22 protein-coding genes are annotated in these 20,874 nt (G+C 61.1%); 16 read left to right on the forward strand and 6 right to left on the reverse strand.

Translation table 11 applies throughout. The annotated features are described in order from the left end of the window. Positions 1 to 129 precede the first annotated feature (129 nt). Together ACYQ14_RS06220 and ACYQ14_RS06225 are read left to right on the forward strand one after the other, a co-directional pair. Positions 130 to 837 (forward strand): class I SAM-dependent methyltransferase, encoded by a 708-nt coding sequence (locus ACYQ14_RS06220; RefSeq protein ID WP_459886022.1) that lies wholly within the window; start codon positions 130 to 132, stop codon positions 835 to 837. Positions 838 to 926: 89 nt separating this feature from the next. Continuing rightward, positions 927 to 1,832, forward strand: coding sequence for a glycosyltransferase family 2 protein (locus ACYQ14_RS06225; RefSeq protein WP_459886024.1), 906 nt, complete (start codon positions 927 to 929; stop codon positions 1,830 to 1,832). 24 nt (positions 1,833 to 1,856) lie between these two features. Here the strand turns inward: ACYQ14_RS06225 and ACYQ14_RS06230 are convergent, their stop codons facing one another. Continuing rightward, positions 1,857 to 2,678, reverse strand: coding sequence for an amidohydrolase family protein (locus ACYQ14_RS06230; RefSeq protein WP_459886027.1), 822 nt, complete (start codon positions 2,676 to 2,678; stop codon positions 1,857 to 1,859). 189 nt (positions 2,679 to 2,867) lie between these two features. Here ACYQ14_RS06230 and thsA point away from each other — a divergent pair, with 189 nt between their 5' ends. Beyond that, on the forward strand, positions 2,868 to 4,412 hold the full coding sequence (thsA, locus tag ACYQ14_RS06235) for a thermosome subunit alpha (protein ID WP_459890001.1): 1,545 nt from the start codon (positions 2,868 to 2,870) through the stop codon (positions 4,410 to 4,412). Positions 4,413 to 4,521: 109 nt separating this feature from the next. Continuing rightward, positions 4,522 to 4,911 carry a HalOD1 output domain-containing protein gene (locus ACYQ14_RS06240; protein WP_459886030.1) on the forward strand — a complete coding sequence of 130 codons (390 nt, stop codon included), beginning with the start codon at positions 4,522 to 4,524 and terminating at the stop codon, positions 4,909 to 4,911. Positions 4,912 to 5,042: 131 nt separating this feature from the next. Here the strand turns inward: ACYQ14_RS06240 and ACYQ14_RS06245 are convergent, their stop codons facing one another. Both ACYQ14_RS06245 and ACYQ14_RS06250 read right to left on the reverse strand, forming a co-directional pair. Continuing rightward, a complete protein-coding gene (locus tag ACYQ14_RS06245) occupies positions 5,043 to 5,882 on the reverse strand; it encodes an SAM hydrolase/SAM-dependent halogenase family protein (RefSeq protein ID WP_459886033.1) in 840 nt (279 codons plus the stop codon). 9 nt (positions 5,883 to 5,891) lie between these two features. Then, a complete protein-coding gene (locus tag ACYQ14_RS06250) occupies positions 5,892 to 6,410 on the reverse strand; it encodes a nicotinamide-nucleotide adenylyltransferase (RefSeq protein ID WP_283834570.1) in 519 nt (172 codons plus the stop codon). Between the two features lie 390 nt (positions 6,411 to 6,800). On the opposite strand from ACYQ14_RS06250, the gene lonB reads away from it, so the two are divergent. The 3 genes from lonB to ACYQ14_RS06265 all read left to right on the forward strand — a co-directional run bounded on the left by lonB (position 6,801) and on the right by ACYQ14_RS06265 (position 10,498). Beyond that, positions 6,801 to 9,038, forward strand: coding sequence for an ATP-dependent protease LonB (gene lonB, locus ACYQ14_RS06255; RefSeq protein WP_459886036.1), 2,238 nt, complete (start codon positions 6,801 to 6,803; stop codon positions 9,036 to 9,038). Next, complete coding sequence (locus ACYQ14_RS06260) at positions 9,039 to 10,079, forward strand: CPBP family intramembrane glutamic endopeptidase (protein ID WP_459886039.1); 1,041 nt, start codon at positions 9,039 to 9,041, stop codon at positions 10,077 to 10,079. A gap of 71 nt (positions 10,080 to 10,150) precedes the next feature. Continuing rightward, on the forward strand, positions 10,151 to 10,498 hold the full coding sequence (locus ACYQ14_RS06265; protein ID WP_459886042.1) for a hypothetical protein: 348 nt from the start codon (positions 10,151 to 10,153) through the stop codon (positions 10,496 to 10,498). A gap of 39 nt (positions 10,499 to 10,537) precedes the next feature. Here ACYQ14_RS06265 and ACYQ14_RS06270 read toward each other — a convergent pair whose 3' ends face one another. Then, positions 10,538 to 11,008, reverse strand: a complete 471-nt coding sequence (locus tag ACYQ14_RS06270) for an MGMT family protein (protein ID WP_459886044.1) — start codon at positions 11,006 to 11,008, stop codon at positions 10,538 to 10,540. A 195-nt stretch (positions 11,009 to 11,203) separates the two neighbouring features. On the opposite strand from ACYQ14_RS06270, the gene ACYQ14_RS06275 reads away from it, so the two are divergent. The 8 genes from ACYQ14_RS06275 (at position 11,204) to ACYQ14_RS06310 (ending at position 18,289) form a co-directional block, all read left to right on the forward strand. Continuing rightward, complete coding sequence (locus tag ACYQ14_RS06275) at positions 11,204 to 12,055, forward strand: hypothetical protein (protein ID WP_459886047.1); 852 nt, start codon at positions 11,204 to 11,206, stop codon at positions 12,053 to 12,055. Positions 12,056 to 12,161: 106 nt separating this feature from the next. Further along, a complete protein-coding gene (locus tag ACYQ14_RS06280) occupies positions 12,162 to 12,791 on the forward strand; it encodes a hypothetical protein (protein ID WP_459886050.1) in 630 nt (209 codons plus the stop codon). A 191-nt stretch (positions 12,792 to 12,982) separates the two neighbouring features. After that, positions 12,983 to 13,798: an indole-3-glycerol phosphate synthase gene (gene trpC / locus ACYQ14_RS06285; protein ID WP_459886052.1), complete on the forward strand. Its 816-nt coding sequence runs from the start codon at positions 12,983 to 12,985 to the stop codon at positions 13,796 to 13,798. Next, on the forward strand, positions 13,795 to 15,093 hold the full coding sequence (gene trpB, locus ACYQ14_RS06290) for a tryptophan synthase subunit beta (RefSeq protein WP_459886055.1): 1,299 nt from the start codon (positions 13,795 to 13,797) through the stop codon (positions 15,091 to 15,093). The genes trpC and trpB overlap by 4 nt, the downstream gene beginning before the upstream one ends. Beyond that, positions 15,093 to 16,004 (forward strand): tryptophan synthase subunit alpha, encoded by a 912-nt coding sequence (gene trpA, locus ACYQ14_RS06295; protein ID WP_459886058.1) that lies wholly within the window; start codon positions 15,093 to 15,095, stop codon positions 16,002 to 16,004. The genes trpB and trpA overlap by 1 nt, the downstream gene beginning before the upstream one ends. Before the next feature lie 24 nt (positions 16,005 to 16,028). Then, positions 16,029 to 16,823: a 2-amino-3,7-dideoxy-D-threo-hept-6-ulosonate synthase gene (locus ACYQ14_RS06300; protein ID WP_459886061.1), complete on the forward strand. Its 795-nt coding sequence runs from the start codon at positions 16,029 to 16,031 to the stop codon at positions 16,821 to 16,823. Positions 16,824 to 16,943: 120 nt separating this feature from the next. Next, on the forward strand, positions 16,944 to 17,504 hold the full coding sequence (locus ACYQ14_RS06305; protein ID WP_459886064.1) for a SprT-like domain-containing protein: 561 nt from the start codon (positions 16,944 to 16,946) through the stop codon (positions 17,502 to 17,504). 101 nt (positions 17,505 to 17,605) lie between these two features. Continuing rightward, the gene (locus tag ACYQ14_RS06310) at positions 17,606 to 18,289 is read left to right on the forward strand and encodes a hypothetical protein (protein WP_459886066.1); all 684 of its coding nucleotides are present in this window, start codon (positions 17,606 to 17,608) and stop codon (positions 18,287 to 18,289) included. A gap of 74 nt (positions 18,290 to 18,363) precedes the next feature. On the opposite strand, the gene ACYQ14_RS06315 is transcribed toward ACYQ14_RS06310, so the two are convergent. Beyond that, positions 18,364 to 19,032 (reverse strand): HAD family hydrolase, encoded by a 669-nt coding sequence (locus tag ACYQ14_RS06315; protein WP_459886068.1) that lies wholly within the window; start codon positions 19,030 to 19,032, stop codon positions 18,364 to 18,366. Between the two features lie 145 nt (positions 19,033 to 19,177). Here ACYQ14_RS06315 and ACYQ14_RS06320 point away from each other — a divergent pair, with 145 nt between their 5' ends. After that, positions 19,178 to 20,356, forward strand: a complete 1,179-nt coding sequence (locus ACYQ14_RS06320; protein WP_283834582.1) for a 3-dehydroquinate synthase II — start codon at positions 19,178 to 19,180, stop codon at positions 20,354 to 20,356. 36 nt (positions 20,357 to 20,392) lie between these two features. Here ACYQ14_RS06320 and ACYQ14_RS06325 read toward each other — a convergent pair whose 3' ends face one another. Continuing rightward, a complete protein-coding gene (locus ACYQ14_RS06325) occupies positions 20,393 to 20,806 on the reverse strand; it encodes a zinc ribbon domain-containing protein (RefSeq protein WP_459886072.1) in 414 nt (137 codons plus the stop codon). Positions 20,807 to 20,874: the final 68 nt, after the last annotated feature.

Genomic DNA, 20,874 nt, shown 5'->3' on the forward strand with positions numbered 1-20,874 from the left:
AGTCTGCGAGAGCGCAATTGCGGTGTTATCACCGCCGTTCGTCGCCGAACGGACGAAATCAGTCTCGAGGCCGTTGCTCATCGGCTTCCAGTATCGTTTTATCCTCCGACGCCTGTAGTTTCTTCCAGTGTGAAAGGACAGGAGTGGTACCAGGCCGACGATGTCGCCGAGGAGTACGACGATAAACGGTTCTCTCAGGGTGGCGAACTAATCGACCAGCGTGAGAAAGAAGCCGTACTCGAGGCGATTACCCCCCTCGAGGATAAAGACGTACTCGAAATCGCCTGTGGTACCGGGCGATTCACCGTGATGCTCGCAGCACAAGGTGCGAACGTCGTGGGACTCGATATTTCGGCTGCGATGTTGCAGCGTGGACGCCAGAAAGCAAAGCAAGCGAACGTCTCGGAGAACCTCGAGTTTCTCCGAGGCGACGCAGGACGACTGCCGTTTCCGGACGACCACTTCGATACGGTCATCGCGATGCGATTTTTCCACCTCGCGGACGACCCCGAGGGATTCCTACGCGAGATGCGCCGCGTGTCGCGCGACCAGATCGTCTTCGATACGTTCAACCGGTTCTCTTCGCGGAGTATCTACAACTGGGCGCTCCCGATGGGATCGCGACTGTACTCGAAAAGCGAGGTGAGCGTCTTGCTGGCCAAAACCGAACTAAAACTCGAGGACGTCGAGGACGACTTCATCGTTCCGTACGGCTTCTACCGATCGATTCCGAACGCGCTTGCGTCCCCGATCCGGAGTCTCGACACGATGATCGGAGGGCTTGCACTCACCGATCATCTCGCTTCGGTTTCCTACTGGAATACTCGCGTCAGATGAGAACCGGGCACTAACTGATTACTCTCTGACTGATTGGCGAGAGAAGAACCCCAGTCTATTTTTACTGTCGGGAGAGTCTACATATTCGTATGGAGCTCTCGGTAGTCGTCTCGACGCTCAACGACCGGGAGCAACTGCTCTCTAGTCTCGACGCGCTCGCCGAGCGCACGCCGTCGACGACCGAAATCATCGTCGTTAACGGCCCTTCCTCGGACGGAACGACCGGCGTCGTCCGCCAACGGGGCGATGTCGATGTCCTCGTCGAGATATCGGAACGGAACACCAACGTCTCTCGAAATGTCGGTTTCGAGACCGCCTCGAGCGATGTCGTGGCGTTTCTCGACGGGAGATACGTTATCGACCAGGGATGGTACGACGCGATCGAGAACGCGATGAAAGCGAGCGCCGATATCGTCACCGGACCGGTGTCGGGTCTTGTCGATTCGGAATCGAGACAGCCGCGAACGATCGTCGGCCAGACCGTAACGCCGTTCGATTGCGATAACGTCGCGTTCGATTCGACGGTGCTCGAGGCGTTGGACGGCTTCGACGAGTACCTGTCCGTCGACGGCTCTCGAGACTGCGCCCACCGGGTGAGCGCGCTCGGGTTCGACGTGACCCGGAACGGGGAGATGGCCACCCGCTACGACGTCGAAACGGACGGGGGTCGGCCAGAACCGGACTGGGGAGCGATGTATCGATCCCTGGCCTACCGACTGGCGAAGAACTACGGGCCCCGACCGACCGTCGTCGGACGAATCGGCGGCAGTGCAATTCGAGACGGCATCTCGGCTATTCGGACCATTATTTCCGGCGAAACGACGCCGACGGGTTGGCTCAGTGACGGTCTTTCGGTGACGAAAAATCTCGCGAGCGGATTCGCCGACGGTGTTCGGGCCCGATACGCCGACCGGTCGATGCGCCGAAATCCGAACGGCGTTTCGGTGAGACACGACCGCGCAGTGCAGGTGTACGACCGACGCGAGTCTGAGTAACCGTCCGTTCGAACGGTCGCCCGGTCAGTCGTGATCCGGTGCGAGCGATTCGATCACGCGACAGGCGTTTTTCGAAAACGCGCGCCAGAGCTTATCCTCCGGAACGTCGAGCGTGAGGATTTCCATCACCGCCACGTCGGGGTGACAGTCGGGCGCACCGCTCCCGAACAGGACTCGATCCGGGTGTTCGAGCAGCGCGCGCTCGAGCACGTCTCGATACCTGACGAAGCTGGTCTCGAGATAACAGTCGTCGTACGTATCGAGGAGATCGATCATCTCGTTCATCAGGTCGCGGTCGAGCGGGTGGCCGCCGAAGTGAGAGACGATAACGGGAATCGACCGCTCGAGGAACGTCTCGGCGAGTCGGGTCGGCGGGGCGTCTTTTCCGCCGCAGATGATGATCGGGTGTCCGACATCCTCGAGAACGTCGAGAACGGTCTCATCGGGGTAGCCGTCGACTCGCGGATCGAGGACGAATCCGTGGAATCGATCGTCGTAGGCGTACTGTTCGACGTCCTCGGGGGTCGTATGAAACTCCTTGCGGCCAGAGACGACGTTTCGAAGCCGATTTGCGGGCGTCGATCCCCTCCGTTCGGAGCCGTTGATGCGTGCGAACGCGACGAACGGCCTGTCGACGCTCCTGCGCGCGACGCCGTTGTTCGCGGCCACGTAACTCGTCTCCGGCGTCGCCCGCGGGAAGACGACCGCTCTCGTGATTCCGGCCTGGTGCATCTCTCGCTCGAGTCGGTCGGGCGACAGGCTCGGGGTTCCCCCACTCGTTCCGGTGACGGGCGTCAGTCTCGTGTAGACGTCGACGATCCGAAACCCGTGTTCCAGCTCCAGCATCCCAGCCACTTGTTGTCGATCATCCCATATTTCCCTATCGGAAGACGGCGTTCGCCCTGTGACTGTCCCTCGCACGACCAATCGCCAGAGGGAACCGAGGTAGGAGGGAAAAGGTTATATAGAAGTGCTGATGACATAGTTAGTGAGGATTCAACTATGGCACAACAGCGACGCATGGGCGGACAGCCGATGTTTGTTTTGAGCGAGGACAGTCAGCGAACGCAGGGCCGCGATGCCCAGTCGTCGAACATTATGGCCGGCAAAGCGGTCGCCGAGTCAGTACGGACGACACTCGGTCCTCGAGGTATGGATAAGATGCTCGTCGGTTCGAGCGGCGACGTCGTCATCACCAACGACGGCGCGACCATCTTGAACGAGATGGATATCGAGCATCCGGCCGCACAGATGATCGTCGAAGTCGCCGAGTCCCAGGAGGACGAGGTCGGCGACGGAACGACGACCGCGTCCGTGCTCGCCGGCAACCTGCTCGGCGAAGCCGAGGACCTCATCGAACAGGACGTTCACGCCACGACCATCGTCGAAGGGTATCACGAAGCCGCCCGAATCGCACTCGAGGCGATCGACGAGCAGGTAAGCGAAGTGGATGTCGACGACGACATTCTCAGACAGGTTGCCGAGTCGAGCATGACCGGCAAAGGAACCGGCGGTCTGACGACCGAAGAGCTGGCCAAAACCGTCGTCGAAACCATCCGTCACGTCGATACGGACGACGGCGTTGCACGCGATAACGTCTCCGTTCACACGCAGGTCGGTGCCTCCTCGAACGCGACGGAGCTCGTCTCGGGGATCGTCATCGACGAAGAACCTGCCCACGACGAGATGCCGACCGATGTCGAAGACGCGTCGATCGCACTCCTCGACGTCGAACTTGAGCTCCGGACCGGTGAGGTCGATGCCGAGTACGCAATCGACTCGATCGACCAGCTCAATGCGGCGATCGACGCGGAAGAAGGCGAACTCGACGGCTACGCCGAAACGATCGTCGACAGCGGCGTAGACGTCGTGTTCACGACCGACGGTGTCGACGACCGCGTCGCCGCCAAGATCGCGAGCGAAGGGGTCCTTCTCTTCGAGAATCTCGGCAGCTCCGACGCTCGAGACGTCGCATCCGCAACGGGTGTCAGCCGCGTCGGCTCGCTCGAGGACCTCGAGGAAGCCGACTTCGGCCACGCCGAGCACATCCAGACGAAGACCTACGGCGACGACGACCTCGCGTTCATCGAAGGCGGCGCGGCCGCCGAATCGGTTACCGTCTTCGTCCGCGGCGGCACCAAACACGTCGTCAACGAACTCGAGCGCACCATCGGCGATGCCCTCGATGTCGTCTCGACGGCGCTCGATTCCGGCGAAGTCGTCCCCGGCGCAGGAGCGACCGAGATCGCGATTGCCGACAAGGTCCGCTCGGAAGCGGCCAGCATCGAAGGCCGCAAACAGCTCGCAGTCACGTCGTTCGCGGACGCGATCGACATCATTCCCCGAACATTGGCTGCGAACACGGGACAGGATCCGATCGACTCCCTCGTCGATCTGCGGGCCGTCCACGAATCCGACGGACGCGCGGGCCTGATCACCGACAACGAAGACGTTACGATCGGCGACCCACTCGAGCACGGCGTCGTCGATCCGGCCGACGTCAAGCGTGAAGCCGTCGAGAGTGCGACCGAAGCGGCGACCATGATCGCTCGCATCGACGACGTCATCTCGGCTGAGTAGGACGGGCTCTTGCACACAGCCCTCGAGTACAGTGAGAACGACTGATACCGCGTTTCCTTTTCGAAGCGGCCAGCATTGTTAAGTGTTCACACCCGAAATCATCCCGGTCATGTCGGGGAATTCGCCGCCGGATCGACTACGAAAGGTCGGTGAAGCAACTGGTCAAGTGGTTTACTACGACGATACTCGCGGAACCTATCACACGTGGTGTGACGACGACGAATTTGAACCGGTGAGTACGGCGTTGCTCGTCACGGTTTCGTCAGTGTTCGGCGTCGAGCCCGAAGATCTGGATGCGCTGGGTGAGTGTATCGATCCGGACGCGTTGAACGCGATTTTCGTCCACTGGCGCGGTGACGAACCCCGCATCGGAGACGGGGCCGTCTCGTTCTCGTTTTCCCACTGCGACGTCACGGTGAAATCGGACGGCGAAATCATCATCGATCCGCAGAACAAGGTCGAAGACGTCGCCGAAATTCCGGTGGAGGAAGCCGCTTAACCGGGTTTCTTCGGGGCCGGTTCGAAACCGGGATAGCCCCAAGCCTCCGTTTTTCGCCGCTCGTCGTGAGACCTCATCAGCGTGGTGTGAACCAATCGGAGTGGCTGCGAGAAGTGTAGTGGGTCTGGGCGTCAGGGCTCGAGCAGTACTCCGTCGCCGCTCCCGAGATCGTACGCGTCGTCGCCGCGCCCGTCGTTGACGTCGAGTTCAACGTAGCCATGACTGCCGACGGTCACGAGTTGCTCGCCGGCGCGAACGGAGGCGAACGTGGTTCCGACGGGGACGCGCTCGCCGTTCGCATCGATCGACTCTCGATCAGCGATGAACTCGCCGGGAACGTTCGTGATGACGTTGCCGAAGTCATCGACGACGAGTACTTCGCCGCGCGCTCGTGGCGGATCGGAATCGATAGCCGCGGTCGGGAGTTCGTAATCGACGAGCGAATCGATCGAGTCGATCGGTGTTAGCCCCTCGAGAGATCCGAGCCGATCCGGTGGCGTCTCGTGAACCGCCGCGGCGGCCGGAGCAAAGATGTCTCGTCCGTGAAACGTCGTACTTCGACCGCTCGCGGGTCTTTCGTCCGTCGATTCCGGCGTGTGCGGGATCTCGAGCAGGTCGCTCTCGGTTGCCGACCCGTCGATTTCGAACGCCTCGAGCGGCCCCTCGGTGGCGTTCGCAAGCGCTCGAGCGGGTGGAAGCAAGACGCCGTTGTCCGGGCCGACGAGTGCGTGCTCGCCGGCACGGAGGACGATCGCACGACGGTCGGTTCCAACGCCCGGATCGACGACCACGAGATGCGTCGCCGGCGGATAGTACGGAAGGGTTTCTCGAAGCCAGAAGGCGGCCGTTCGGATGTCTCCGCGGGGAAAATCGTGGGCGATATCGACGAGGCGGGTATCCGTTCGCTGGTAGAGGACGCCTTTCATCGCTGCTGGATACGGCGAGCCGAAATCGGATGCGAGCGTTATCATACTCGAAAGTCAGTGCCCGTTCGAATCGGAGTCGCTGACCATCTGCAGCCGTTCGATCCCGTTCGCTTCGTCGACGACCTCAACGACGGGGTCGGGAACCAGCCGTTCCCAGTCTTCGTCGTCGATCATCCGTTCGCGGACTTCGGTTCCCTCAAGGACCTCCCGATTGAACATCGGCGACTGGCGGACGTCGACGCCGGCCTCCTCGAAGAGCTGGATGACGAGCGGGTTGTTCGAGTACGCGATGTCGAAATCCGGGCTCATACTCTGGACGTGACTCACCCAGACGGAGTTTCGGTCGAGGTCCTCGATCGGGACCGCGTAGGTCACGAGGTCGAACTCCACGAGGGATTTCGTGATCATCATAATGCGTTCACCCGCAGTGAACGGGTTTCGCGTCGAGTGCGAATCGCCGGCGCTCCCGATGCCGAGAACGAGTTCGTCGACGTCCTCGGCGATCCGTTTGACCATGTTGTAGTGGCCGTTGTGAAACGGCTGAAACCGCCCGATATAGAACCCCCGGGTCATGACCAATAGTGACAGGCCGCCTTGCTTAAGCGTGGCGAGTTTGGACGGTTCTCGTCGCGTGGGTGTCGTGAGAATTTTTGTACTGATCGACGGGTGCGGTACGAAGCCGCCGCCAGTGCCCGAAACGGGCGGTTTCGCGACCGGCGTCTCTCCGTCGCGACTCCGAGCGGACGTTTCGGACGTAGACCCGCCGTCTGTGAGGGTCCTAACGCTTGCGAGGACCTGAAACGCGCCAGGACGATACTGAGACAGCCGATGGAACCGTTCGTTGTCAGCCCAACTTCGTCAAAACAGCGGATAGAAGCCGTCTTCGAGGCGACTGCGACAGCTACCGTATGGAGAAAGTATATCAGTCGCAATCCCTTCGAAACAGGTACTGAATAGCATTCTATGAGTAACGACACGAATGTTGACGACCCTCCCGAAGACCCCTCCTTGCACCCGCCAACCGAGGAGCAACAGGGAGCGGAGGAGTCGCTCGAGGAGGGCGGCGAGGATGTCGACGGGGACGAGATCCGCGACGACATCGATTCCGCGGACGAGGGAATCAACGCTGATAACGACAATCAAGACCAACGTGATCGAGCGAGTGAAACGAACGGGCCGAGCCTCGGCGATGACGAAGACGAGCGCGACGAACAGCCGGCGGACGAGGACGACGACATCGAAACTGTCGAGGATCTCGGCAGTACGGTCGACGTCGATCCCGGCGTCGAAATCGACGAATCGATCGAAGACGACGACCTGCTCGGCGGCCTCCAGATAGACTCTACCGCCGATATAGAGGTGCCCGACAGGCTCGTCGATCAAGTGATCGGACAGGACGAAGCGCGGGACATCATCATCAAGGCGGCCAAACAGCGCCGCCACGTGATGATGATCGGCTCGCCCGGGACCGGGAAGTCGATGCTGGCGAAAGCGATGAGCCAGCTACTGCCTCAAGAGGACCTTCAAGACGTTCTCGTCTATCACAATCCCGACGACGGCAACGAGCCGAAAGTCCGGACGGTTCCCGCTGGGAAGGGAGAACAGATCATCGACGCCCACAAAGAGGAGGCTCGAAAGCGCAACCAGATGCGATCGATCCTGATGTGGATCATCATCGCGATCATCATCGGCTACACCATCATTAGCCAGACGAGCCTGTTGCTCGGTGTGATCGCAGCCGTCGTCATCTGGTTCTTCTTCCGGTACACCTCCCGCGGCACGGACGCGATGGTGCCGAACATGATCGTCGACCACAGCGACCAGCGAACGGCACCGTTCGAGGACGCGACGGGTGCCCACGCCGGTGCACTGCTCGGCGATGTCCGTCACGACCCGTTCCAGTCCGGCGGGATGGAGACCCCGAGCCACGACCGCGTGGAACCCGGCGGGATCCACAAGTCGAACAAGGGCGTGCTGTTCGTCGACGAGATCAACACGCTCGACGTCCGCACCCAGCAGAAGCTGATGACGGCGATTCAGGAGGGCGAGTTCGCGATCACGGGCCAGTCCGAACGATCCTCGGGTGCGATGGTCCAGACCGAACCAGTCCCCTGTGACTTCGTCATGGTCGCCGCGGGTAACATGGACGCGATGGAGAACATGCACCCCGCGCTCCGTTCCCGTATCAAGGGATATGGATACGAGGTGTACATGGACGACACCATCGAGGAGACTCCCGAAATGCGCCGGAAGTACGTCCGGTTCATCGCCCAGGAGATCGAACGCGACGGCCGGCTTCCGCACTTCGAGCCCGAAGCCGCAAAGGAGGTCATCCTCGAGGCCAAACGCCGCGCAGGGCGCAAGGAACACCTCTCCTTGCTTATGCGTGAACTCGGCGGACTCGTCCGCGTCGCAGGCGACATCGCTCGAGCGGACGACCGCGAGTTCACGAACCGCGACGACGTCTTGCAGGCCAAGGACCGCTCGCGCTCGATCGAGCAACAGCTCGCCGACGACTACATCGAACGGCGCAAGGACTACGAACTGCAGGTCACCGACGACGGCGTCGAAGGACGCGTCAACGGGCTCGCCGTGATGGGCGAAGACTCGGGTATCATGCTTCCGGTGATGGCTGAGATTGCGCCCGCACAGGGCCCGGGCCAGGTCATTGCGACCGGCCAGCTAAAGGAGATGGCCGAGGAATCGGTCCAGAACGTCTCGGCGATCATCAAGAAGTTCTCCGACGTGAACCTTTCGGAAAAGGACGTTCACATCCAGTTCGTCCAGGCCGGCCAGCAGGGCGTCGACGGCGACTCCGCCTCGATTACGGTGGCGACCGCCGTCATCTCCGCCCTGGAGGACATCCCGATCGACCAGACGGTCGCGATGACCGGCTCGCTCTCGGTCCGAGGCGACGTCCTCCCGGTCGGCGGCGTAACTCACAAGATCGAAGCCGCTGCGAAAGCTGGCTGTGACAAGGTCATCATCCCCGAAACGAACGAACAGGACGTGATGATCGAGGACGAATACGAGGAAATGATCGAGATCATCCCGTGTTCGAACATCAGCGAGGTCCTCGAGGTCGCGTTGATCGGTCAGCCCGAGAAGGACTCGCTGCTGAACCGACTCAAGCAGATCACCGAATCGGCGTTCGATCAGCAGGTCTCCCAGACCGGCGGTTCGAACCCGAGCCCGCAATAGATGCCGAACTGGACGGCGTTCGCGGCTATTACGGTCGTCGTCCTCGTGTTGTTACTGGTTCTTTCTCACCTCACGCAGTCTGCGTTTTCACGGACCGCGGAGTCGGCCGATCGATCGGACGGATCCACATCGGGAGGGGCACCCAAGACCGACGATTCGGACGCGGATCCGTTCATAACGGAGGCCGAATCAGAAGCGGTCACCGACGATCGGACTGCGATCGACCGGCACGGACGCGAAGCTGAGAAAGACGAGAACGCACTCGACTCCTCGCTAGCAGAGACGGAAACCGCCCGGTACCCATCCGAAGCCGATTTCGTTTCCGGCTCGAACGCGGACAGTCAGTCCGACGTTCCCGACTCCGATTCGGTTCGCCCCAACTCGACTCGAGACGAGCCCACCAGTCCGGTCCCCGCCGAGATGTCCACGGAAATGTTACTGGCCAACGTCGCGCTCTCGCAGGGAGTGTTCGCGGTCGTGTTGATCGGAGCCGCGATCTACACCGGGATTCCGGCCGAAGCGCTCGGCCTCGAGTTTTCACAGTCATATCTCATCACGGGACTCGTGATCGGAACGGGACTTGGAATCGCGCTGTACGTCGCCAACGAGATCGGAGCCGCGATTTCGACCTGGATCGGATTCGACCACGACGAGGAGCTTCGCGAGTTGCTCGGGCCGGACTCGGTCGGCGAGTGGGCCGTGCTCCTCGGGTTCGTTCTTCCGGTCATCGCCGTCTTCGAGGAGTTGCTCTTTCGAGCGGCGCTGATCGGCGTTTTCGAAGCCGGCTTTAATATCTCGCCGTGGTTCCTGGCAGTCGTTTCCTCGATCGCGTTCGGTCTCGGCCACGGCATGCAGGGATCGGTCGGCGTGATCGTGACGGGCGCGCTCGGATTCGTACTGGCGGCGGCGTTCGTTCTTACCGGGAGCTTTCTGGTCGTCGTCGTCGCACACTACCTGATCAACGCCTTTGAGTTCGTCGTCCACGAAGGGATCGGGTTCGATTGGGCGGCGGTCCTCGAGACCGACGGCGGCGACCGGTAAAATCGGAATCGGACGCCCCGTGCCGGCCCAAACCCTCGAAAGCTAAGGGAAACCAACTCCTCGAGTGAGCCATGGTGAGACTTGATGAGTCGTCGCAGTCGGTGTATCGCGCGATCGTGATCGGCGTCGGACTCTACTTTGCGCTGTTAGTGGTCGGACAGGTGCTCAACGTTGCGCTTGCGATCCTTGCCGCACAGGTGGTGTTCGGCCTCATTGCCATCACTATCGGGTCGTTACTGTATACTCAATCTGCGAATCCGACAGCGACGATTGCGGGCGCTTCCGGGGCGCTCATCGGCGGGGGGCTCGCACAGTTTCTCTGGCTGGCGACCGGCGAGCAGGTCTTCAATCTGCTCGCGTCGATCCTGGTTTTTCTCGGGATCGGGCTCTACATCTATCTCGTGTGGACCTCGCCCTGAACGAGCGGCCGGGAAGTTCGTACTGGTCGGTTCTCGAGCTTACAACTCTTCGAGCGATCGAAGCTTCTGCTCGACCGACGGCGGTGCGGCACTCGGCCCGTCTCGCACGCGGTGATCTGGAATAAGAATCGGGGCCGGGTTTTCCGCGAGCGCGGTTCGAACGAGCGTGATGTCTTCCTGCTCGTCGGGATCGAGTCCGGGCGTCATTCGCGCCAGCCCCGCCACGTCGGTTCCCTCGCCGTAGGGAATCGTCTCGACCTGTTCTAACACCTCGCGTTGGTCCGTCGGAACGGTGAGCGCGACGGTCGCGTCCGAAAAATCGGGCTCCTCGAGCCCGCTGAGATAATCCTCGATCTCCTCGAGAATCGGATGCTCCGTCTCGGCGTCGTCGTCGAGAGTATCCGGAAACGAGACGCGCAGCACGCGCCCGCTCGCGACGCCGATTTGAACGAACCGCTCGAGAAACTGTGACTCACGCGCGTAGATACCAGCGTCGGTAACGTCCTCCATGTGTAGGGGTAGGAAATGCGGACTTGAATAATCGCCGGTCGATCGAGTAAGTATCGGAATGGATACGAAGAGCACTGGCTACGGTGTGTCGACCGTGAGAAATTGAGATGAAAAGAGTGAGTTACTTATAACTATTTCTATAGGAGATTTCTATAGGAAAATTCATTAGTATAGCAACTAAGAATGTATTGTATAATGACTAGAAGAGGACGAAATTCGGACGACAGGAAAAAACAATCAAATAGACGTAAAATCACGAGACGATCATATATTGTTGGGTCAAGTCTCGCGTTGAGTAGTATTGGTACTGTCACGGCCTCCAATTCCGAGACCGACGAAATCGACCAAAGTGAATCCGAATACAAATCAAATCAAATTTCTTCCGAAGATCCGTACAACCTGACATATAGCACTGAGTCAGAATTCATGGACAGTGTAATTGATAGGCATATCTCTAATCCGGACGGGCCACTAGCGACAGATTTCCAAGCGGCCTTTACCGAACCACTAGGCCCGGACATAGAAGGAGAACGGGTTGGGCGAATAGACGAAGAAACGGATTCTTCGTATGCGACCGCTAATCATGTGATCGAGATATATGAGCTTGAAGAGCAGTCGGTGAATGATGAAGCAATGTATGTAGCGTGGCACTGGAGTATCGGTTCAGAGGATGGAAACAATGTTCCAATCCGGTCACCACGGCTGACGATGATGGAAAATCAGATCGAGGTCAACAGAGGAGACCTGTTATATTTTGAGCCGGATCGAACAATCCAGCGAGACAGTTCAGAAGTGGATATCGATGTGGATCTTGAGGGGATGTACAAAGGAGTGAATATTGGTGGAAAAGCTAGTACGACATTTGAATACGTCACCGACGAGATCAGTCCAAACATGTCAGGGACGAGTACATCTGCAAACGAGTTTATGCTGGAGTGGGATGGACGCACCACTCGAACGGTCAGCATGGAAGCACTCTCACTTTTCGAAGGGAATAGCGGCTACAGTGTGGAGGGGAACTTCAAAGATGGAGGAACGGCAGTATGAAGAAATGAACATCACACGAAGAACAACATTACGGTCGATTGCAGGCATAGGAACGGCAGCAGCTATTGCAGGATGTTCCGACAGTAATTCCGAACTGTCGGGTGATGTGGATCTCTTCGAAGACGTACGTCCGGCGGAGGACGTTCTCGAAGCCGCTAATGCTACCGCTTCGGAACACGGTTCGAAGGGGTTCTGGGGGCTCGAGGAGACCGAACCCGATCACTCACTCTCGATTCATGGTGGGTGGAGCAGTGACGAGACATACACCGATGATCGCGTCAATGCAGAACACCTCGCGTTGCTGTATCGGTTTCCAGAGAGAGACTCCGACGATAACGAACGCTACTCGCTGTGGCTGTGGACACGAGTCGCCTCGGACGATGAGACGCTGTCACGTCTCGAGTTCGACGTTCGGCTTCCGTCGACCCTTCGTATGATCGATCACTCCCCTAAGGGGACAATGGAGGATGCTGAACAGGTTGTTGGCTCAGATACTAAAGAGAGTGCAACCCTTGCCACAACCCAAGCGCCGCAGATCCGCCTCCCACACGCACCGACGGATATTACGTACGACGTTGGAGACTCTTCATTTGGCTGGGACGGGACCTACAGTGTCGCCTTGGAGAGTTCACAGACCGAGTTATCGTTGACCGCGACCGCGGTCATTGTAGCGGAGACTGACGATCTCGAGCCGTTCGAAGAAATCGAGTGGCAGACGGTAGTCCAGATAGAGTGATACGGACTGCTGTAACGATTTACCGTCCCAACCGCAAGACAGGTCGCGGCTGCGCCGAAAATGACTGACAGCAGTCCGTCTGAGCCACCGATCGTTTTCAGTTATACTGGTCCGAATATCTCCACTGCTCTTTGAGACTACTATCCAATGGCGCAAGTCTTATGTACACATGAGTACGTCGATGTACAATAATGAACTCCGAAGCCGACGTCGCCCCCGCGGTCCAGTCGATTCTCGAGGCCGCCCGGGAGCGGGGACGGGACGAAACCGACGATGGGAGCCAGTCGTCGGACGAGTCGTCGTCCGAAGACGATAGACTCTCCGTCGACGCGCGGTCGCTCCCCGACGCGCTCGAGCGAGCGGAGCGCGAGGACCGCGTACCGGTGATCGCAGAGGTTAAACCGACGAGTCCGACGAGCGACGGAACGCGGGACGAAGATCCCGTCGAACTGGCCGAATCGATGGTCGAGGGTGGCGCGAGCGCGATTTCGGTGCTGACCGAGCCCGAACACTTCGGGGGTTCGCCCGAGGCACTGACCCGCGTCCGCGAGACCGTCGATGTCCCCGTGCTTCGGAAGGATTTCGTCCTTCGAGAACCACAAATGGACGTCGTCGAAGCCGACCTGATCCTCCTGATCGCGCGCTTTGTCGACGACCTCCCGGAACTGGTCGCGGCCGCCCGCGAGCGAGGATTCCAGCCCTTAGTCGAGGTCCACGACGCCGCGGAACTCGAGGCCGCGCTCGAGGCCGACGCGTCGATTATCGGCGTCAACAATCGCGACCTGACGAAACTCGAGGTCGATCTGGGCACGTTCGAGTCGGTCGCGCCCGACGTTCCCGAAGACGTCACGTTGATCGCCGAAAGCGGCGTCTCGAGCCCCGAGGATGTCGAACGGATGCGCGAGGCGGGGGCCGACGCGTTGCTGGTCGGCAGCGCGATAATGGATCACGCGAACGCGGATGAGGTCGATATCGCGGCGAACACCCGGAGGTTGACACGAGTATGAGTGAAAGCGAACGCGAACGAAACGGAGAACAGACAGACCGAGCGGCGTCCGACGGCGAGTTCGGCCGCTACGGCGGACAGTACGTCCCCGAGGCGCTGATGCCGGCGCTCGAGGAACTCGAGGACGCCTACGAGCGCTACGTCCTCGAGAACGAGGACGGCTTCATGGACGAGTTCGAGCGCCGGATTCGAAACTTCGGCGGACGGCCGACGCCGCTGGGCCGAGCCGACCGACTAAGCGAGCGCTACGACCGCGAGGTCTATCTCAAACGCGAGGATCTCGTCCACGGCGGGGCACACAAGCTCAACAACGCCCTCGGACAGGTCCTGCTCGCGAAGTACATGGGCAAAGAGCGGATCATCGCCGAAACGGGCGCGGGCCAGCACGGCACCGCAACGGCGATGGCGGCGGCCCATCTCGATATGCCCTGCGAGATCTACATGGGCCGAACCGACGTGAACCGACAGCGGCCGAACGTCTTCCGAATGCGGATCAACGGCGCTGAGGTCAACCCGGTCGATATCGGCCGCGGCACGCTCAAGGAAGCCATCTCCGAGACGATGCGCGAGTGGTCCCGAACAGTCGAACGAACTCACTACGTAATCGGGAGCGTCGTCGGCCCCCACCCGTTCCCAGCGATGGTCCGGGACTTCCAGGCCGTCATCTCCGAGGAGGCCCGCGAGCAGGCAAAATCGCAACTCGGCGGCCTTCCGGACGCCGTCATCTCCTGTGCTGGCGGCGGGTCGAATACGATGGGTGCGTTCCACCACTTCGTTCCCGACGAGGACGTCGACCTCTACGCAGTCGAAGCGGGCGGTTCCTCGCTCGAGGTCGACGAGGAGGCGGGCGTCGCGCCCAACTCCGCCACGCTGTCGACCGGCGACGAAGGGGTGCTCCACGGCGCGCGAACGACGCTCTTACAGGACTCGCACGGACAGATCATGGAGTCCCACAGCGTGAGCGCCGGGCTCGACTACTCGGGTGTTGGCCCCGAACTCGCACACCTCGTCGATGAGGGACGCGTGACGCCCGTCAACGTCGACGACACGGCCGCCCTCGAGGCGTTCCACCGGGTGTCGACCGACGAGGGGATTATCCCGGCCCTCGAGACCTCCCACGCCTTCGGCTACCTCCACGAGGCGTCCAAAGCGGGCGAGGACATAGGCGAGACCGTTATCGTCAACGTCTCCGGCCGGGGGGACAAGGACCTCGAAACGGTGATCGAGGAGACCGAAAAGCGGGGCCTCGAGAGCGCCCCAGATATGTCCGTCTTCGAGACCGGAGGTGGGATCTGATGGGAGACACCCCCGAAGCCGAACCGGACGCCATCGCGACGGCGTTCGAAGACGAATCGGCGTTCGTCCCCTATCTGGCCGTCGGCGATCCGACCTACGAGGAGTCCCTCGAGTACGTCGAGGCACTGGCTCGCGGCGGCGCGGACCTGATCGAACTCGGCCTGCCGTTTTCAGAACCGATGGCCGAAGGACCGACGATTCAGCAGGCAGTCACGCGAGCGCTTGAGTCCGGCATGACGCCCGAGCGCTTTTTCGAGTTCGTCGAAGACCTCGAGGTCGACGTTCCGCTCGTTTGTATGACCTACTACAACCTTATCTATCAGTACGGGACCGGCGCGGATCGGAGTGAAGCGAGATCCGCGAGTACGAGCGGAGAAGCCGCGAGTGACGACGGCCCGCGTCCGTTCGTCGAGCGGGCCGCCGATGTCGGCCTCGAGGGGTTCGTCGTCCCCGACCTGCCCGCCGAGGAGGCCGGGCCGCTCCGGGAGGCCTGCGACGAGTTCGGCCTCGACCTCGTCTTCATCGTCGCGCCGACGACCCGCGGCGACCGACTCGAGGAGATGATGGACCGCGTCTCGGGCTACGTCTACGTCCAGGCCCGACTCGGCGCGACCGGCGCGCGCGACGACGTCTCCGATCAGACCGAAGGGAGCCTCGACCGGCTGGCCGACTGGGAGATTCCCAAAGCGGTCGGATTCGGGATCAAGAACGGCGAGCACGCCGAAAGAATCAGCGCATCGGGGGCTGACGGAATCATCGTCGGCAGCGCGCTGGTCGATATCGTCGCCGAGGGCCACGAAGAGGACCGCCCCGTTGAGGAAACCGCGGATCGGCTCGAGGCTAAAGCTCGAGAACTCAAAGACGGGGCCCTCGATGGCACGGAAAGACTGCCAGAACCAGAACATCCATAACTCGAAACTTGCTACAACCCCACAATGACTACCGGAACTGACGCGCGACTCGACAGAATCGGGACGGATGGCAACTACGTCATCGTTCCGATGGACCACGGCATCACACTGGGCCCGGTAACGGGCCTCAAAGACATCGAATCGACGATCGACGCGGTGACACGGGGCGGCGCAGACGCCGTCTTGACCCAGAAGGGAATCGCCCCCCGCGTCCACGAGAACAAAAACGAACAGGGCTACATCGTCCACCTCAACGCCTCGACCTCGATCGGCCCGGACTCGAACGACAAGCGACTCACCGGCACCGTCAAGGACGCGATCCGCGTCGGCGCTGACGCCGTCTCCTTTCATATCAACGTCGGCTCGAACCACGAACCCGATCAGATTACCCAGCTTTCCGAAGTCACCTCCGAGGCCGCCCGCTACGGTATCCCCGTCCTCGCGATGGCCTACGCTCGCGGTCCAGACGTCGACAGCGCAGACCCCGAAGCGCTCGGTCACGCCGTTCGCCTCGCCGAAGAGGTCGGTGCGGACATCGTAAAAACGGGCTACAGCGGCGACGCCGACAGCTTCGAACACGTCTGTGAATCGACCCGACTCCCGGTCGTCATCGCCGGCGGCTCGAAGGGAACCGACCGCGAGACGATCGGAATGGTCCGGGGCGCGATGGACGCCGGCGGGGCGGGCATCTCGATGGGCCGCTCGATCTTCCAGCACGAGGACCCCGAAGGGATCGCGACGGCCGTCGCAGGCGTCGTCCACGACGATCTTTCAGTCAACGACGCACTCGAGCGAGCCGGACTCGCACTCGAAGTCTGAGTTCTTTTCCGCGTTTCGACTATTATTTCTCCCGAATGCGTCTCAGTTATCCTCGAGCGGGCCGCATGAGCAGTGCCGGGACCGAAATCACTACGGTAATTCCGTTCGTCTGCCCCGCTCGTGACCGACGGGGAGGCGTTGACGATAGACGACGAGCTACTCGCGCGGGCGCGAATCCACGCCAGAGACGTCGATATCGATGTCGACCTCGAGGCGGTCGAATGGGAAGTCTCAACGCGAGCGCGCCGCCGGGCGGGTGCCTGTCGCTGGGACCGCCGGCGCGAGGTCGCGACGATCGTCCTCACCCGTCGTGCCTACGAGAGCTACGACTGGGAGTCGTTCGCGGCCGTCGTTCGACACGAACTCGTCCACGCCTGGGAGTTCCAGCAGTTCGGCGAGTCCGGTCACGGACAGCGGTTTCGAAAGCGGGCCGCCGAGCTCGACGCGCCCCGCCACTGCGAGACGTTCTCCGAGCCGCGGTACGTGATCCGGTGTCTGGCAGAAAGTTGTGACTGGCAGGCTCACAGACACCGCGCGTCAAGACCCGTGAAAGCCCCGGAAAGCTATCGCTGCGGCGAGTGCGGGAGCGATTACGAGGTCGAACACACAGAGAGCGGCCGAACCTGGCAGTGTGCGAGTGGCTACGGCGGGACGAAGGCCGCTCTCGAAGAAGAGTGGTAGCCAGTTGGGAACGGGATCTGGGCGGGTTGAACGAGAGTTCGAGAGAGAGCCGGCAAAACGGTTCTCACAAGACTTTATTTCCCCGTTCACCTCGTCCGAGTATGGGAGTACTCGAGACGATGTTCGGGCAGGTTGGCGACGGCGACGGTCGGGCGAAGTTTTCGAGCCATCGATACGACGTGACCTATACCGTTTCTGCGGAGAGTCACGACATCGCCTACGCCGTCCCGATCCAGCGGATCGAACTTGACGCCTTCGCCGACCTGGTCGAACTCGAACGCGAGACAGCGTACGTAACCGATGGCGAGGAGTCACTCGAGGAGTCGCTCGATGCCGTCCTCGAGGACGACTCGCTCGACGCGGAGACGTGGACCGAACGAATGGAAGCGCCGCGACGAACCGTCGAACCCATCCTCGAGAGCTGGCAGGAGATCGTGTACGGCGAGGAGGGTGACGCCGGAGCAGACGAGACTGACGACGCAAGCGAGACGAACGAGGCTGATGACACGAACGAGACGGGCGAGAATGAGGACGCAAGCGAGAGGAATAGCACGGGTGCAACGGACGGCTCCGCCGTCGAAATCGTCTACTTACCCCTCGAGACCGAGTCGGCGTTCGCGGCGTTCCTGCAGGTCTGTCGAAAACGCGACGAACTAGAGCACGATCCGTTCGAACTCCCCGAGAACATCGCCGCGGCCGCGGGGATACTCACGCGGATCAAGCGGGCCACCGACCGGAGCGAAAACCGAGTTGTCGTGAACAGACGGCATCTTCCTGAGCTATAACAGCGATACAACCGGCCGGATGTTCGTTGGTTCCGTTTCGGAGTAGCCCTCACGGCGGTGAGCAAATACTATTATTAGACGATCGACTCGAACTCCTCGAGCGACGTCAACTCGTAGGTCGGTTCGTGTTCGACCTCGGTGCCGTGGCCGAGGTTGATCCACGCCGAATCCATCCCCATCGCGTTCGCGCCGGCGACGTCCGCGTGGAGATTGTCCCCGATGTGAACCGTCTCGCTCGGGTCGACTTCGAGCGCGGAGAGGGCCAGTTCGAACGGCGTCGAATCCGGTTTCGGCGGCACGCCGTTTTTGGGGTCGACGAACACCGTCGCGTCGAAGGCGTCGGTGAGTCCGAGCGCCTCGAGCTTTTTCGACTGCGTTTTCTCGCCCCCGTTGGTGATCAGTCCGACCGGCCCGTGCTCGGCTGCGAGATCGAGTGCGGCCTCCGCGCCGGACCGAAATCGGACCTGCGCCGGATCGATCGTCTCGAGGTAGGCGGTCGCGAGGTCCGGTGCGACGGCCGGGTCGACATCGGCCCGATCAGCGGCTTCGGAAAAGAGGTGTTCGAAGAACTGCCGGTCGGTATCGGCCGTTGGGAGATCACGTGAGGCGTAGCGAAGCTGAGCGGTGTTGCAAAACTGCTCGACGCCGGCTCGGTCGAAGGTGGTCTCGAGGAGGGCTTGGCGGTCTTCGATCGGCTCGCAGAGGGTGCTGTCGAGATCGAAACAGATCGCGTCGTACGACATCTGTCCGGTATAGTGGCGTTAGCACCCTGAACCTTTCGCCCAGAGCGAGCGACAGTCTGAGAGGGCAAACGCGAAGACCCGAAGGACTCCGGCGACGACTGACGAATCCGCCACGTTCAAGCCACTCCCCTTCGAGGGTCGAGTTATGACGAGAGCTGTCTGGATAAAAGCCGACGATACTGTCGGCGATTGGGACGAGCGCAGAGCGCGGATTACAACCGCACTCGAGGCCGGCGCAGACTGGGTACTGGTCGACGAAGAGGATATCGAACGCGTGCGTGAACTCGGCGATATCAACGTCGCGGCGTTTCGAACCGACGGCGACGTGACGCTCATCGACAACGCTGAAAACGAGGAGACGACCGCACAGCCGGATACGGTCGTCGTCGGGAAGGAAGGCGAGGGCGACGGCACCGTCGACCTCCCCAACGACTTCTCGGGCTCGGCGGATCTCTCGACGCTCCGGCGAGACGGCAACGTCGACTGGGGCTCGTACGTCCGCATCCTCGGGAAAGAGTACGAGACATTCGCGGAATCGGCCGCGGCAGAAGCAGAGTACACCATCGTCGCCGGCGAAGATTGGACGATCATCCCACTGGAGAACCTGATCGCCAGGATCGGCGAGGAGACGACCCTCGTCGCGGGCGTCACGAACGCCGACGAGGCCAAGACAGCCTTCGAAACGCTCGAGATCGGTGCTGACGCCGTCCTGCTCGACTCGGACGATCCCGACGAGATCCGACGCACCGTCGAGGTTCGCGACGAAGCCGAACGCGAGAATCTGGACCTGCAGTACGCCGAAGTACGTGACATCGAGCAGGTCGGGAGCGCGGATCGAGTCTGCGTCGATACCGGAAGCTTACTCGAGCACGATGAGGGAATGCTCGTCGGCTCGATGAGTCGCGGACTGGTGTTCGTCCACGCGGAAACCGCCAAATCGCCCTACGTCGCCTCTCGTCCGTTTAGAGTCAACGCCGGTGCGGTCCACGCCTACGTTCGGACGCCCGACGGCGGTACCAAGTACCTCTCAGAACTCCAGAGCGGCGATGAGGTCCAACTCGTCGACCTGGAGGGGAACACGCGCGAGGCCATCGTCGGCCGCGTCAAAATCGAGAAACGGCCGATGTTCCGAATCGCCCTCGAGACCGACGACGGCGACCGGATCGAGACGCTGTTACAGAACGCAGAGACGATCAAGGTCCCGACCGCGGACGGACGAACGGCCGTGACGGATCTCGAGACAGGAGATGAACTACTCCTGTACTACGAGGATACCGCGCGCCACTTCGGCGAAGCCGTCGAAGAGAGCATCATCGAAAAGTAGCTGCCAACGACCGGTTTGGGTCGAATCGAGCTTCTTCTAAATCGTTTCAGTGTCTTCTTCGGGCGTCTCGAGTCGCGTCGTACACCAGTGACAGAACGAGAGGTCGTCGTCGAGTTCCTTTCCACAGCTGGGACAGGTCGGTCCGTCGGTATCCTGCGAGCCGTTCGGCGGAAACCCGAGCGCGCGAAACGTCGAGTCGATGGCGGCGAAGAGAACGATAAACATCAGGAAGAACTGGTTCACCGTGCTCGTTTCCGCGTTCATTGTCTCGACCATCTCCGTCATCGACTCGGCGGCCATCATATCCCCCGTCGGGACGAAGAAGTAAATTCCGAGCGCGAACAAGCCGCCAAACAGGAGCGCCCGCGCCCAATCGCGAAGCATGGCGTGTCCCGCTCCAGGCAGAATAACCGACAGGATCGCAGCGGATATCGCACGGATCCAGGTCATGACTGTGGGTTGTTCTCGGGGTGACGGCCACTTAACGTTCCGGTTTCGTCGCAGCGGGACAATTTCTA

The sequence above is a fragment of the Halostagnicola bangensis genome (assembly GCF_054653435.1).